The 14,756-nt window shown below is 33.0% G+C and carries 12 protein-coding genes and 1 other annotated feature; of the genes, 11 read left to right on the top strand and 1 reads right to left on the bottom strand.

Annotated elements, in window-relative coordinates:
* Positions 1-15 precede the first annotated feature (15 nt).
* The 5 genes from nadC to EDC18_RS11350 all read left to right on the top strand — a co-directional run bounded on the left by nadC (position 16) and on the right by EDC18_RS11350 (position 6,603).
* Positions 16-858: a carboxylating nicotinate-nucleotide diphosphorylase gene (gene nadC, locus EDC18_RS11370; protein WP_132253272.1), complete on the top strand. Its 843-nt coding sequence runs from the start codon at positions 16-18 to the stop codon at positions 856-858.
* A 200-nt stretch (positions 859-1,058) separates the two neighbouring features.
* Positions 1,059-2,162: an ABC transporter substrate-binding protein gene (locus EDC18_RS11365; RefSeq protein WP_165878562.1), complete on the top strand. Its 1,104-nt coding sequence runs from the start codon at positions 1,059-1,061 to the stop codon at positions 2,160-2,162.
* Between the two features lie 3 nt (positions 2,163-2,165).
* Positions 2,166-4,073: an ATP-binding protein gene (locus tag EDC18_RS11360; protein ID WP_132253268.1), complete on the top strand. Its 1,908-nt coding sequence runs from the start codon at positions 2,166-2,168 to the stop codon at positions 4,071-4,073.
* Positions 4,073-4,510: a response regulator gene (locus EDC18_RS11355; RefSeq protein WP_132253266.1), complete on the top strand. Its 438-nt coding sequence runs from the start codon at positions 4,073-4,075 to the stop codon at positions 4,508-4,510. The genes EDC18_RS11360 and EDC18_RS11355 overlap by 1 nt, the downstream gene beginning before the upstream one ends.
* A 14-nt stretch (positions 4,511-4,524) precedes the next feature.
* On the top strand, positions 4,525-6,603 hold the full coding sequence (locus tag EDC18_RS11350) for an EAL domain-containing protein (RefSeq protein WP_165878561.1): 2,079 nt from the start codon (positions 4,525-4,527) through the stop codon (positions 6,601-6,603).
* Positions 6,604-6,641: 38 nt separating this feature from the next.
* Here the strand turns inward: EDC18_RS11350 and ilvB are convergent, their stop codons facing one another.
* The gene (ilvB, locus tag EDC18_RS11345; protein ID WP_132253262.1) at positions 6,642-8,354 is read right to left on the bottom strand and encodes a biosynthetic-type acetolactate synthase large subunit; all 1,713 of its coding nucleotides are present in this window, start codon (positions 8,352-8,354) and stop codon (positions 6,642-6,644) included.
* Between the two features lie 77 nt (positions 8,355-8,431).
* Positions 8,432-8,662, bottom strand: a binding site (T-box leader).
* Between the two features lie 230 nt (positions 8,663-8,892).
* Between ilvB and EDC18_RS14880 the strand changes: the two genes are divergently transcribed.
* From EDC18_RS14880 to EDC18_RS11320, 6 genes are all read left to right on the top strand, one after another.
* Positions 8,893-9,015, top strand: a complete 123-nt coding sequence (locus EDC18_RS14880; protein ID WP_279230942.1) for a hypothetical protein — start codon at positions 8,893-8,895, stop codon at positions 9,013-9,015.
* 94 nt (positions 9,016-9,109) lie between these two features.
* Positions 9,110-10,387: a lysine 2,3-aminomutase gene (kamA, locus tag EDC18_RS11340; protein ID WP_132253260.1), complete on the top strand. Its 1,278-nt coding sequence runs from the start codon at positions 9,110-9,112 to the stop codon at positions 10,385-10,387.
* Positions 10,388-10,493: 106 nt separating this feature from the next.
* The gene (gene ablB, locus EDC18_RS11335; RefSeq protein ID WP_132253258.1) at positions 10,494-11,339 is read left to right on the top strand and encodes a putative beta-lysine N-acetyltransferase; all 846 of its coding nucleotides are present in this window, start codon (positions 10,494-10,496) and stop codon (positions 11,337-11,339) included.
* A gap of 361 nt (positions 11,340-11,700) precedes the next feature.
* A complete protein-coding gene (locus EDC18_RS11330) occupies positions 11,701-12,345 on the top strand; it encodes a bifunctional 4-hydroxy-2-oxoglutarate aldolase/2-dehydro-3-deoxy-phosphogluconate aldolase (RefSeq protein ID WP_132253256.1) in 645 nt (214 codons plus the stop codon).
* A 91-nt stretch (positions 12,346-12,436) separates the two neighbouring features.
* Positions 12,437-13,786 (top strand): ABC transporter substrate-binding protein, encoded by a 1,350-nt coding sequence (locus EDC18_RS11325; protein ID WP_132253254.1) that lies wholly within the window; start codon positions 12,437-12,439, stop codon positions 13,784-13,786.
* Between the two features lie 83 nt (positions 13,787-13,869).
* Positions 13,870-14,754, top strand: a complete 885-nt coding sequence (locus EDC18_RS11320) for a carbohydrate ABC transporter permease (protein ID WP_207669201.1) — start codon at positions 13,870-13,872, stop codon at positions 14,752-14,754.
* Positions 14,755-14,756 lie beyond the last annotated feature (2 nt).

Genomic DNA, 14,756 nt, shown 5'->3' with positions numbered 1-14,756 from the left:
AAAGGATGGTGTATTATGTTTGATGCGTTTTTAATAGATACAATAATAAATAGGGCATTAGAGGAAGATATTGGAACTGGTGATGTAACAACCCTTAGTACAGTATCTAAGGATCACAGAACAAAAGGGAATTTAATTGCAAAAGAAGAGGGGATAATCTGTGGTTTAGAAGTGTTTAAAAAAGTTTTCCATAGTATTGATTCTAGTGTTCTGATTCATTTGAATTTTTTTGATGGAGAAAAAGTATCTAAAGGAGATATTATTGGAGAGATAGTAGGCAATACAAGAGCCATATTAACAGGTGAACGTGTTGCTTTGAATTTTTTACAGAGATTATCTGGCATTGCAACAAAAACAAATGAACTTGTACAAAAGGTTAAGGGTACTAATGCTAAGATTATTGATACAAGAAAAACAACACCAGGCTTAAGGGTTTTAGAAAAATACGCTGTAAAAGTAGGTGGAGGTCTAAATCATAGACATAATCTTTCTGATGGGATTTTAATAAAAGACAATCATATTAGTGCTGCTGGTGGTATTAAAAAGGCAATTGCTTTAGGGAAATCTAATGCACCTCATACTCTAAAAATTGAAGTAGAGGTAGAGTCTATAGAGGGCGTTAAAGAAGGGCTAGAAGCTGGTGTAGATATTATAATGTTAGATAATATGTCAGTGGATATGATGGAAGAAGCAGTGAGATTAATTGGCAAAAGAGCCCTTATAGAAGCATCAGGTAATATGGGGGATAAAGAGTTGTTGTCTGTAGCAAAAACAGGGGTTGATTTTATATCAGTTGGTGCTTTAACCCATACAATACGATCATTAGATATTAGTTTGAGGCTAAACAATAGTATTTAGAATAATAGATGAAGTTTGAAGGAAAAGTCCAGAATTAAATGGGCTTTTTTTTGTTATGAAAGATGCTGTATAAAGGGCTTAAGTTAGGTATGTGTATTGTAATAAATGGCAAAAAATGATACAATAATACATAAAACACTAAAGACATTCTTGGTATTTTTACAAACAATATAAAATAATGAGAAATGAGGATGGGAAAAATGGGGAAGTGGTATAGTAAGTTTGTTTTAGCAAGTATTATAGTCATATTAATAGTAGGATTAAGTGCTTGTGAAAGCAATAAAAAAGCAGTAGAAGACAACATTGGGATCATTGAAGGGGATCAAAATGAGAGTACTATTGAAATGGAAATACCTGATAAAACATTTAAAGTATTACATGTAATGAGCTATCATACACCTTGGGAGTGGACTGAAACCCAACTTCAAGGGTTCAAGGATGGTTTAGGTCAAGATATTGATGTAGAGTATAAAGTGATAGAAATGGATGCTAAAAACAAAAGCAATATAGAATGGTTAGAAGAAATAGGTGCACAAGCTAGAGGCGTTATTGACACTTGGCAACCAGACTTGGTATTTACCAGTGATGATGAGGCTCAAGAATTTGTTGTAACCCATTACCTTAATACAGATATTCCATTTGTGTTTTGTGGTGTGAATAAATTACCAGAAGAGTATGGTTATGATAAAAGCAACAATGTAACAGGGGTATTAGAGATAGAGCATTTTGCTGAAAGTTTAAATTTATTATTAGAAGTAGCACCAGATATTAAGAGTGTAGCAGTTGTTTTTGATGATTCACCTATATGGGGACCAGTAGAGGCTAGAATGAGAGAACAGTTACACAGGTTCCCTGAGATAGAATTTCCTATATGGGATACAATTTATACATATGATGAGTTCCAAAGTAAAATGTTAGAATATCAAGATCAAGTTGATGCTATAGGTTTGATTGGTATTTTTAATTATAAAAATGAAAACAACAAGAATGTACATTATAGAGATGTATTAAGATGGGTAAAAGAGAATAGTAATTTACCAGATTTTAGTTATTGGTATGATAGAGCTTCTTATGGAACCCTTGCTGTTGTGTCTGTATCAGGATATGAACAAGGCCTTTCAGCAGGAAAAAAAGCTAGACAAATACTTGTTCACGGTGTTAGTCCAGCAGATATACCTATGGACCATACAACAAAAGGACAGCAATTAATTAGTTTGGCAAGAGCTAGGACTCTTGATATTGATGTAAGTGCAAAAGTTTTGTTGAGTACAGAAGTTAAGACTATGTATGAATGGGAGAGGTAATATGTGTTTAAGAAATTACAAGTAAAAATACTATTTTTCTTATTTGTTTTTTTAGCATTATTAGTAGCTACTGATTATATAGTGAGTAAACATTATTTTGAAAAAGAATATACAAAAGCTGCAAAAGCTGAATTGATGGTAATAGGTGAGACCTTAAAAATTCAAATGGAAAGAGTTTTAGGATTTGATTTACAAATTAGTGATAATATGGTTTTTGAATATTTTTGTCACGAAGTAGTAGAAAAATATGAAGATGTACGATATGCAATGGTTGTAGATGATAAAGGTGAGATTTTATTTCACAATAGGGATTATTTGGTTACCAATCCTGAACTTCATTATAGAGGAAAAAGCTTAGATATTCCAGAAGTGCTTGAAGTAATTAATAATAAAAAAGATGATATTGTTATATACAACAATGAATCAGGAGAGTACTATGGTTTTGTAATTTCTATACATGATAAGAATGATAGGTATGTGGGAGCAATTGTTTTAGGATTAAATACAAGTACTATTAAAGACAAAATCAATGTTGTGACCACCTATACTTCAATTATAGCCCTTTGTATTTTCTTAATTTCATTATTATTATTAGGGGCTTCAATATCTGTATGGATTACTAAACCTCTTATTACTTTAGAAAAAGCGACTAAGAAAATCGTGGCAGAAGGAACGGATCACTTTGAACCTGTAATCATTAAATCAGCTGATGAAATAGGAAGGTTGGCAAATTCTTTTAATACCATGGCCTTTCAATTGCAAAAGACCACGGTTTCTAAAGACTATATGGACAATGTTATTGCCAGTATGATGGATTCTCTTGTTGTTATAAATCCATACTTTAGAATTATTACAGTAAACAGTGCTACATTAGATTTGTTAGATTATAAAGAAGAAGAACTTATGGATAAACCAATTAATCGATTTGTTCTTAATAGGGATAATAATCCCTTTGATAATGAACATCTTAAGAATCTAGTTAAAGAAGGGCAATTAAGAAATATAGAAACCATGATTGTGACAAAGGAAGGGAAGATCATTCCCGTTTTGTTTAGTTGTTCTGCAATTAAAAATCCAGATAATAGTATGAAGTACTTTGTATGTACAATTAAAGACATTACAGAGATAAAAAAAGCGGAAAAAGCTTTAAGGTTACAAGCAGAAGAGTTAGCCCGTTCAAACGGACAATTAGAAGAGTTTGCTTATGTTGCGTCTCATGACTTGCAAGAGCCACTTAGGAAAGTAATATCTTTTGGGAATAGACTTAAAGACAAGTATGCAGATAACTTAGATGAACATGGAATGGATTATCTTAATAGGATAACGGCTGCAACTGAAAGAATGCAAACATTAATAGAAGGTCTGCTAGCATACTCCAGAGTTACAACGACAGTAAAAAACAATGAAGAAATAGATCTTAAAAACATTGTTCTAGAAGTTGTTTTAGATTTGGAAGTAAGCATTGAAAGTAAAAAAGGTGATGTGCTTGTAGGAGAATTGCCTGTAATAGAAGGGGAAAAAACTCAGATGAGACAATTGTTCCAGAATTTTATTGGGAATGCTTTAAAGTTTACTAAAGAGGATGTTTCTCCGAGTATTATGATTTATAGTAAAGAAGTTATAGAAGATCAAAAAGAAGAATGGCATCAAAATAGTTCTACGTACTATGATATTTATATAGAGGACAATGGTATTGGAATTGATTCTAAATACTATGATCGTATATTTGGTGTTTTTCAAAGATTACATGGACGTACTCAGTATGAGGGGACTGGTGTTGGATTGGCTATATGTAAAAGGATTATTGAAAATCACGGTGGAAGCGTTAGGATAGAAAGTGAAAAAGAAGTAGGAACAACTTTTATAATAAGATTGCCAAAGAAACAAAGTGGTATTATGGGGGAAGCGTAATGTTGTATGTTCAATATAAAGATATTCTAATTGCGGATGATGATCCGGATGACAGACTTATGATTAAAGAATGCTTTGAAGAAGTAGGTGTGCCTAATCCATTGGTTCTAGTTGAAGATGGTGAGGAATTGGTTGAGTATTTATATAGTAGAGAAAGTCGTAAGGATTTACCAGCATTAATAGTGGTTGATTTGAATATGCCTAAAAAAAATGGTTTTGAGGCGATTAATGAAATCAGTAAAAGTGAAAGGCTTACTCACATTCCAATTGCTATTTTCTCTACGTCTAAAAGTGAATCAGATAAGAAAAAAGCCTTTGAATTAGGTGTTAAATATTATTTTCCAAAACCAAATAGTTTTGATGAAATGAAAAAAGTATTAAGAGAGTTAAAGAAGTTGTATAGGGGATATCGAGTAATTTTAAATGGTACTAAATGAGGGGGGGATCATTGGTGAAAGAAGTTGTAAAAGTTCTCGTGGTAGATGATGATGAAGATGATTTTATACTTATGAAGGATTACCTTTCAGATGTTAAGAATGTAATCTATGACTTAGAATGGGTGTATAATTATAAAGAAGCTATAAAGACAATAAGTCGAAATTGTCACGATATATATGTGTTTGATTATAATTTGGGTGAATTTAATGGGTTGGAGCTTCTTAAGGAAATGAATGAACTTAATATTAAGGCACCTGTAATTTTGTTAACAGGCAATAATAATATCAATATTGATATTGAAGCTATGAAAACAGGGGCTTACGAGTATTTGGTTAAGAAAGAAGTAACCCCTTCTACTCTAGAGCGGTCTATGAGATATGCACTAGAAAGAAAAAGAATGGAAGACGATCTGTATCAAGAAAAAGAAAAAGCATTGGTTACATTAGAGTCCATTGGGGATTGTGTACTATCTACAGATATAAATGGTTCTATAACCAGTTTTAATTATGTAGCAGAAAAATTAACAGGATTATTAAAAAAAGAAGTATTAGGAAAAAATATTTTTGATATTTTAGTTCTTATAGATGGCAATAATATTGATGGTTATAAAAATTTTATGGACAAGGTTTTATGTCAAGAGGAAACAGTTTATCTGCCTCAAGATGCAAGTATTAAAAATTTTGAGGGTAAGGAATATTATGTTGAAGGTGTGGTTTCTCCTATTAAAAATCGCCTGCAAAAAGTCATTGGTTCAGTGGTTGTATTAAGAGATGTAACCAATCACCGTGAATTAACTAAAAAGCTTCATTATCAAGCAAGGCACGATGTTTTAACAGGGCTGCCAAATAGATTTAAATTTGAAGAAGATATGATAGAAGTAGTAAATCAACCAAGAACGGCTTTGGAGGAGCATGCTCTTTTATATCTTGATTTAGATCAGTTTAAAATCATTAATGATACTTGTGGGCATTTTGCAGGAGATCAGTTTTTAAAACAAATTGCTTTATTGATGAAAAACAATACAAGAGAAACGGATATAATTGCCAGATTAGGTGGAGATGAGTTTGGTATATTGCTAAAAAACATATCACCTACAAATACTTGTAAATTAGCTGAAAAAATATGTAATGCCATACAAGGATATAGATTTGTTTGGAACAATAAACTGTTTACAACAGGTGTAAGTATTGGGATTGTAACGGTAAATCAAAATTATAAAACATTTGAGACTTTGCTTAGTGAAGCAGATAGAGCTTGTTATGTTTCAAAGGAAAAAGGTGGCAATACATATCAGTTGTATGTGGATGAAGATGAAGCATTATCAGAAAGACATGGGGAAATGCAGTGGATGTCAACTATTTCTGAAGCATTAGAAGACAATAGGTTTGTATTGCATTATCAAAAGATTAAATCTCTTCATAAAGAAAATAGTTACAGTTATGAAGCATTGATTAGAATGGTAGATAAAGAAGGCAATTTAATTTATCCTGGGGCTTTTTTGTCTGCTGCTCAAAGGTATAATATGATGCCGGCAATTGATAGATGGGTGTTTAAAAACTTCCTTATTGCAATGGAAAAGAATAGTGAAGAGATTAAATTAAAGGATATAGAAAAGTTTAATATCAATATTTCAGGTGCGTCTTTAAATAATGAAAGTATTGTTGATTTTATTATCTCAGAGTTGGAAAAATACGATATAAGCCCTGAAAAAATTTGTTTTGAAATTACAGAGACAATTGCATTGTCTAATTTTAATATTGCCAATGATTTTATTAATAAACTAAGAAGACTAGGATGCAAATTTGCTTTAGATGATTTTGGTAGTGGGTTAACTTCTTTTGAATATTTAAAATACTTACCTATAGATTATTTAAAGATTGATGGTTCCTTTATTAAAAATATTAATAATAACCCTATTGATTATGCAATGGTAGATTCTATTAATCAAATAGCCCATTTATTAAATATTGAAACAGTCGCTGAATTTGTTGAGAATGAAAAGATTGTTGAGTGTTTAAATAAAATAGGAATAGATTATGCCCAAGGGTATCATATTGGAAAGCCTATGGTTTTAAGTGAAGTTTTAAAATAAAAAATTTAACAATAAGACCCCGCAAAGTGGGGTCTTATTTAAAACTCTGTAATCATTTCATTTAAGGAGGCACCTGAAGGTACCATTGGTAAAACATTAATTTCAGGTTCCAGAAGCACTTCAATTAAGATTGGAGTGTTTTTTTGTTGAGATATTTCTAAGGTTTCTTCTAGTTCGGCCATATTAGATACTCTGTAGCCAGGTATGTTGTAGGCATCTGCTAATTTTATAAAGTTAGGTGAATACTCTGGACAGTTAGGGCCTGGAGTGTTGCATAGCTTTGGACAGTTTTTCTTCTTGCGTAAACAAGTAGATGAATAATTTTTGTTGAAAAGTATTTGTTGCCATTGTCTCACCATACCTAGATATTGATTATTAAAAATAATAATGATCATAGGCAATTCAAGCTGGGCTACAAGAGCAAGTTCTTGCAGATTCATTTGAAAACCGCCATCTCCGGAGATGGAGATAACACGTTTGTTAGGTAAGCCGATGGAGGCGCCTATAGCCGCAGGCAAACCAAAGCCCATTGTACCCATTCCTCCTGATGTTAGTAAGGTGTTAGGGGTGTTGAAAGGATAGTTTTGTGCTGTATGCATTTGATGTTGTCCTACATCCGTTGACACAACAGCATCTTCGTAATGAGAAGCAATTTTTTTTAGGATGGCTCTGGGATTGTACTCATCATTTAATATAGTGGTTTTTTTCTTTAGATCAACGACCTCATTGAGCCAGCTTTCAATATTTAATGAGTAATTTTGTTTTAATAATAAAGATAAAGTTTGATGTGCATCACCGTTAATCGAGATGTTACACATAACCCTTTTATTAATTTCTGATTCATCAATGTCTATATGAATGATTTTAGCATCTTTGGCAAAGGTTTCGATTTTAGAGGTTACTCTATCAGTGAACCTTGTACCAATAGCAATTAGTAAATCACAATTGCTTATGGCATGGTTTGCTGCAAGGGAGCCATGCATACCTACCATTCCTAAGTTATGGGGACTTTTTTCTGGGTAGACACCTAGACCCATTAATGTACTTATTACTGGAATATTGGTCTTATTAACTAATTCTAAAAAACTATTAGCGCAGTCTTGATTTTGCATACCACCACCAATAAGGAATAATGGCTTATTAGAACTGTTTATTAAAGCAGTGGCGTCAAGTATAAGATTTTCGTCTAACTCAGGCTTGTCACAATAACCATCTACAGTGATGGTTTCAGGATAAAGGGCAGAGCCAAGCTCTTTTTGTATATCTCCTGGCAAATCAATTACTACAGGTCCAGGTCTTCCGGTTGTGGCAATATAAAAGGCTTCTTTTATAATGCGACCAAGATCCTCCCTTTTTGTTACGTAATAATTGTGTTTGCAAACAGAGCGGGTGATGTTAAAAATATCTGCTTCTTGAAAAGCATCGGTGCCTATCATTGAAGTTGGAACTTGACCTGTAATACAAATTAATGGAATAGAATCATAATAGGCAGTAGCCAATCCTGTGATGGTATTGGTTGCACCAGGACCGCTTGTAACCAAACAAACCCCAACTTTTCCAGTGGCTCGTGCGTAGCCATCAGCAGCGTGGATCAATGCTTGTTCGTGCCTAGGTAGTATTAAGTTTATAGCAGGTTCGGAATAAAGAGCATCAAAAATTGAAATAACATACCCTCCTGGGTATCCAAATAATGTATCAACACCTTCCTTTTTTAATGCTTCTAAAAGTAGTTTTGCACCAGTAATCTCCATATATATAAAACCTCCTTAGAATTGAATAGTGGGATGAAAATTGCTGCTATAAAATAAAAAACCTTCATCCTAAAAAAATATAGGACGAAGGTATATTCGCGGTACCACCTAAATTCGTACAATTGTACGCTCTTAATGATAATACAGGCTATCCCTTATAACGGTGGGATCCGATGAAGTCTACTTACTTATCGTGTTCGGTTCATGGCTCAAAGGCTACCTTCTATATAACCATCATAAGGAATTTGCACCTGCATCCTCTCTCTAGAAATCTGATTATATATACTCCTCCTTGTCAAGGCCTTTAAAATTATTATTGTTATTTTACCTTTATTTCTTTTATTTGTCAATATATACAGTCTTTTATTATGTATTGATTGAATTAAAAACATCAAATCTTTGGCATTTTGACACATTGTGAAAAATATAGTATAATGGAAAAGTAAATGTGAAGTAATTATTGGTAGTAACCAGTTAACAAGCTTATACACGCTATAAGTGGGTGTAAGTAAGTTAACGATAAGTGGTGAGCCTAATAATGAAAAACATCTATAGAACTGGGGTCTGTTTAGGATCAAGTGGTCCTAAATTATACTATGCATTTGTAGTGAAAACATCTACATTTGGGTGGTATAAAGTGAGCTACAATGGCGAAGCTTAGGCACTCTAACTCTATATTTTTATAGGGTTAGGGTGCTTTTTTGCACCTATTGACCCTGATGAGTTCAAAAATAAAATTGTTATAGGGAGGCAATATGAGTACAAAGAAAAGATATAAAGAGAGTGATTGGGGAGACTGGAAGTGGCAGATTAGAAATACCATAAATGATATTGAAACTTTCGAAGATGTAACAGGGATTAAATTTGCTGCTGAAGAAAAGGATGAATTAAGTGAAACACTTAATAAGTTTCCATTGGCAATAACACCATATTATTTATCCTTAATCGAAGTAAATGATTTTAGAAATGATCCAGTATTTAAACAATCATTTCCTGATGTAAAAGAATTATGTGTTGAACCTTACGAAATGAAAGATCCTTTATCAGAAGATGAAGATAGTCCAGTAGCAGGGATAACTCATAGGTATCCAGATAGGGTGTTGTTTCATATAAGCAATGTTTGTTCAATGTACTGCCGACACTGTACACGAAAGAGAAAAGTTGGAGATGTTGACTATATACCGAATAAAGATACTTTATTAGAAGGAATCGCTTATATAAAAGAGCATCCGCAAGTTAGAGATGTATTGCTATCAGGTGGGGATCCATTAATGCTTGATGATGATTATTTGGATTGGGTACTTACTCAAATAAGAGAAATACCTCATGTTGAAGTCATTAGAATAGGAAGTAGAATGCCAGTTGTACTTCCTTATAGAATAACAGATAATCTTGTTAATGTATTAAAGAAACATCATCCAGTTTGGTTAAATACTCATTTTAATCATCCTAGAGAGTTTACAAATGCTTCTAAAGAGGCCATAAGTAAACTAGCTAATGCTGGTGTCCCAGTAGGGAATCAAAGTGTATTGTTATCTGGGGTAAATGACTGTCCAAAAATTATGAAGAAGTTAATGCATTTGCTTGTTAAAAATAGAGTAAGACCTTATTACTTATATCAATGTGATTTGTCAGAGGGGTTAACTCATTTTAGAACTCCTGTAGGAAAAGGTATAGAAATCATGGAAAGTCTTATTGGTCATACCAGTGGTTTCTCTGTGCCAACATATGTCATTGATGCTCCAGGCGGTGGTGGAAAAATTCCTGCAATGCCGAATTATATTATTTCTTGGTCTACCAATAAGGTAGTTCTAAGAAATTATGAAGGTGTTATTACGACTTATAAAGAGCCAGATTCATATGAACCTATTTTCTGTAATAGAAAATGCGATGAATGTGTATTGCCTCTGAAGTTAGACGAAGGTCAGGAATTTGAAGCAATTGGTGTAAACAAGTTGTTATCAGACTATGATGATACAATTTCTTTGGTTCCAGAAGATAACGAAAGACATCTATTAAGAGAATCGTATTAAAGTCAATTTTAAATAAAGATAATAGCAGAGAAATGTTTCTCTGCTATTATCTTATGTAAGTATAAGTTTTGGTGAAAAAATAAAAGGATAAGAAAGGGATGTTAACATGGATGAAATTATAAATTTAGGGAATTCCATGATACAGCATGGCAAACATAACGATAGAGTCTATTTAATGAAATTAGATAAAAATGACGTATCAGATGTACTATATAATATAGAAGAAAAAGCTAAGGAAAATGATTACTCAAAAATATTTGCCAAAGTGCCTTATGGCTGTGAAAAGGAATTCTTAGCTAAAGGATATATGGTTGAGGGGCATGTCCCTGAAATGGTTAAGGGAGAGAATGATGTTTTGTTCTTGGGAAAGTTCTTAAAAGAGTGGAGAAGTAAAGATGAAGATCCTAATCTAAAGCTCGTGTTAGAAAAAGCCTTAAGAAAAAAAGAAGAAGGAAACACTTTAAATAATGAGAATAAGCTTATTAGTAAATATTATATAAGGTTATTGGATAAAAAAGATAGTAAAGAAATGGCAAAGGTGTATAGTGAAGTGTTTGAAACATATCCTTTTCCAATTCACGATCCCAATTATATAGAAGAAACAATGGATGATAACTTAGTGTACTTTGGTGTTTTTATGGAAGGTAAATTAATTGCCATATCCTCTTGTGAAATGGATGTAAAGAACTTAAATGTAGAAATGACGGACTTTGCAACATTGCCTGAATGTAGAGGGAATGGTTTGGCTGTCAATTTATTAATGGTCATGGAAGAAGAAATGGTTAGAAGAGATATTAAAACAGCTTACACAATAGCTAGAGCTAAGTCTTATGGTATGAATATAACATTTGCAAAACTAGAATATGAACACTCTGGAACCTTAATTAAAAACACCAATATTGGCGGAGATTTTGAGACCATGAATATTTGGTGGAAAAAACTAAAAAAGTAGTGCATAGTTATAAAAAATATATTATAATATCCTAGGATAATGTAAAAGAATAATAAGTGCTTTAATTCTTGTATATTTTTTCTATAAAAAAATTATAAATAAAGTAGGCATTCTAGTTTCATTGTGCTATAATAAAAAACGGAAGAGAGATATATACAAAATAATGTTCATAAAAGGATGTCTGATAGTTTAAAATATATACGATGTAAATAATAGTATACCTCTAACAAGGTGTTACATGGTATTATAACTAAAAACATTATTGCTCATTATTTTTTTTTGTTGACAATAAACAATACCCTTTGGTATAATTAGACTATCGAATTTTATTCGATTTTCTATTAAAGGAGGTGTTAAGAAAATGTCGAAGTATGAAACACTTAAGAAAATAACAGATGTTGGTGTTGTTGCTGTAGTTAGAGCAGAAAATGAAGATGAAGCTAACAAGATTGCTAAAGCATGTATTGAAGGTGGAGTTCCAGCTATCGAAGTAACTTTTACTGTTCCAGGTGCTCATAAAGTTATTGAAGGACTTAAAAATAGTTTTTCAGCAGATGAGTTAATCGTAGGAGCGGGAACTGTATTAGATAGTGAAACTGCAAGGATTGCTATTTTGGCTGGTGCAGAATATATTGTATCTCCAGGATTTGACCTTGAAACTGCGAAATTATGTAACAGATACCGAATACCATATATGCCAGGTTGTATTACAATAACTGAGATCCTTACTGCTATGGAAGCGGGAGCAGATGTTATTAAAATCTTCCCAGGAAGCATAGTAGGTCCATCATATATTAAAGCAATTAAAGGTCCACTTCCACAAGCGGTAGTAATGCCAACTGGAGGGGTAAGCCTTGATAATGTAGATCAATGGATTAAAAGTGGTTGTGTAGCAGTAGGAGTAGGTGGGGATTTAACAGCTCCAGCGAAAACTGGTGACTATGCAGGGGTAACAGATTTAGCTAAGCAATTCGTTGCTAAAGTTAAAGAGGCAAGACAGAAATAATGATTTAAGACATTAAATTATTATTTTAATTTAATGTTTTGAATATATATCAAACCAATCAATCTAAAAGATTAGAGGAGGAAAGTTTTTTATGAAAAAGTTATTAGCGTTATTAGTTGTGTTAGCATTAACACTATCTATCGTTGGATGTGGACAAAAAGATGAAACTCCAGATCCAGCTCCAGCACCAGCTCCAGGGGAGCCAGCACCAGGTCCAGTTGAGATCGATGAAGACATCGAAATCAGATTTTCTTGGTGGGGTGGAGATTCACGTCACGAAGCTACACAAGCAGTAATTGATTTATTTATGGAAGCTAATCCAAACATTACTGTAGTTCCTGAGTTTACAGCTTGGACTGGACACTTCGAAAGAATTGCAGCTCAATTAACAGCAAGAGACGAAGCTGATTTAATGCAAATCAACTTCAACTGGTTCTATGGATTCTCTCCAGAAGGAGACGGTTTCTATGACTTAAGACAATTAGGAAATATTGACTTAAACAACTGGCCAGCAGAAACATTAGCGCCAATTACTATTAATGGTAAAGTTCAAGGTGTTCCAACAAGTATTGGAGCTCGTTTATACTATGTAAACCATACACCATTTGAGCAAGCTGGTATTGAAGTTCCAACTACTTGGGATGGATTAATGGAAGCTGGTAGAGTATTTAAAGAAAAATTAGGTCCAGATTACTATCCATTAGGAAACATTGGATATACTGATGCACTTCAGTTAATGATGTGGAGTTACTTAGCTCAATTAACAGGAAAAGATATTTTCGATGGTAACCAATTAGCGTACACAGAAGAAGAATTAATAACAGCTTTTGAATTTGTTCAAGAGTTAGTTGATAATAATGTAATTCCAGGATTCCATGATGATTCAGCAGAGAAAAACCACGAAAATCCAAACTGGATTGATGGTAGATATGCAGCTGTATTCCAATGGAACTCAGGAATCCAAAGAGATGTTAACAACTTAAACCCAGCTATTAACCCAGACGTTAGACCAGTTCCTTGGTTTACAATGGATGGCGCTAAACACACTGGTGTATTTAGCAAAATCTTAATGGCATTCTCTGTAAGTGTTAACTCTGAGCATCCAGAAGCAGCAGCTAAATTATTAAACTTTATGTATACTGATAAAGATGCTGTACTTGCTCATGGTTTAGAAAGAGCTATTCCTTTAAACCGTGTTGCTCTTGATATCTTAGACGAAGCGGGAATGTTAGAAGGTCTTGCATGGGAAGGTCACTTAATGGTTTCTGAAACTGATGGTTACACTTTCCACCCATTCTTCGAAGACACAACTGTAAGAAAAGTTCCTAATGATGCTATAGAAGAATTCCTTTTTGCTGAAGGTGGAATAACTCCACAACAAGCTGCAAGAATGATTCTTGATACATTTGACAGAACTGTTGCAGAAGCAATGGAAAACTAATAATTAAAAATTGTTGCTAAAAACTATTGCAGCACTGATACCCTTGGTGTCAGTGCTGCAATCAACATTAAAAAAGGAAGGTTATGAATGATATGAGTAACAGAAGAATTGCACCCTATATATTTATAACTCCATGGGTTCTAGGATTTCTTATCTTCAGAGTTTACCCATTTGTTAACTCATTTAGACTTAGTTTCATGAGATATAGGCTAATGTCAACTAACAACAGATTTATTGGTCTTGACAATTACGTAAGAATGCTTACTGATGATCCAGTATTTTCAAAGTCTTTTTGGGCTACTATAAAATACGTTATACTTACAGTGCCATTGGTATTGGTATTTTCATTGTTCATTGCGTTTATCCTTAACTTTAAGTTAAAAGGTGTAAACTTCTTTAGAACAGCCTACTATATTCCATCAATCTTAGGTGGTAATGTTGCTATCGTAACATTGTGGAAATTCTTATTTGAAACTAGAGGACTTGTTAATCAAATAATAACTAATCTAGGTGGTCAACAAGTAAGATGGTATACGGATCCTAATTTAGCTATGTTAGTAATGAGTTTATTAAGATCCTGGCAGTTTGGTTCAACAATGGTTATTTTCTTAGCTGCATTACAAAACGTTCCAAGATCATTATATGAAGCTGGAGCAATTGACGGTGCTACTAAATTTAGAATGTTTTTTGCAATTACAATACCGATTATAACACCTGTTATTCTATTTAACTTTGTTATGAGAACGATTAATGCGTTCCAAGAGTTCAACAGTTCATACTTAATAACTCAAGGTCGTCCTAATTATTCGACGTATTTATTAAATGTTTATATTTATGAAACTGCCTTCAGAAGAAATCTTAACATGGGTTATGCAGCGGCGCTTTCATGGGTATTGTTCCTATTAATTATGATTTTAACAATGTCAGTATTTAGATCTTCAAAATACTGGGTACATTATTCAGACTAAGG

The sequence above is a fragment of the Natranaerovirga pectinivora genome (assembly GCF_004342165.1).
GTDB classification, from domain to species: domain Bacteria; phylum Bacillota; class Clostridia; order Lachnospirales; family DSM-24629; genus Natranaerovirga; species Natranaerovirga pectinivora.
Note: the sequence above shows the minus strand (reverse complement) of the source record. Positions and strands in the feature narration are given on the sequence as shown.

What these genes read in the sequence shown, in the direction of transcription:
- nadC (WP_132253272.1), top strand. Translation starts at nt 16, where the DNA reads ATGTTTGATGCGTTTTTAATAGATACAATAATAAATAGGGCATTAGAG.
- EDC18_RS11365 (WP_165878562.1), top strand. Translation starts at nt 1,059, where the DNA reads ATGGGGAAGTGGTATAGTAAGTTTGTTTTAGCAAGTATTATAGTCATA.
- EDC18_RS11355 (WP_132253266.1), top strand. Translation starts at nt 4,073, where the DNA reads ATGTTGTATGTTCAATATAAAGATATTCTAATTGCGGATGATGATCCG.
- ilvB (WP_132253262.1), bottom strand. Translation starts at nt 8,354, where the DNA reads ATGGAGATTACTGGTGCAAAACTACTTTTAGAAGCATTAAAAAAGGAA.
- EDC18_RS14880 (WP_279230942.1), top strand. Translation starts at nt 8,893, where the DNA reads ATGAAAAACATCTATAGAACTGGGGTCTGTTTAGGATCAAGTGGTCCT.
- kamA (WP_132253260.1), top strand. Translation starts at nt 9,110, where the DNA reads ATGAGTACAAAGAAAAGATATAAAGAGAGTGATTGGGGAGACTGGAAG.
- ablB (WP_132253258.1), top strand. Translation starts at nt 10,494, where the DNA reads ATGGATGAAATTATAAATTTAGGGAATTCCATGATACAGCATGGCAAA.
- EDC18_RS11330 (WP_132253256.1), top strand. Translation starts at nt 11,701, where the DNA reads ATGTCGAAGTATGAAACACTTAAGAAAATAACAGATGTTGGTGTTGTT.
- EDC18_RS11325 (WP_132253254.1), top strand. Translation starts at nt 12,437, where the DNA reads ATGAAAAAGTTATTAGCGTTATTAGTTGTGTTAGCATTAACACTATCT.
- EDC18_RS11320 (WP_207669201.1), top strand. Translation starts at nt 13,870, where the DNA reads ATGAATGATATGAGTAACAGAAGAATTGCACCCTATATATTTATAACT.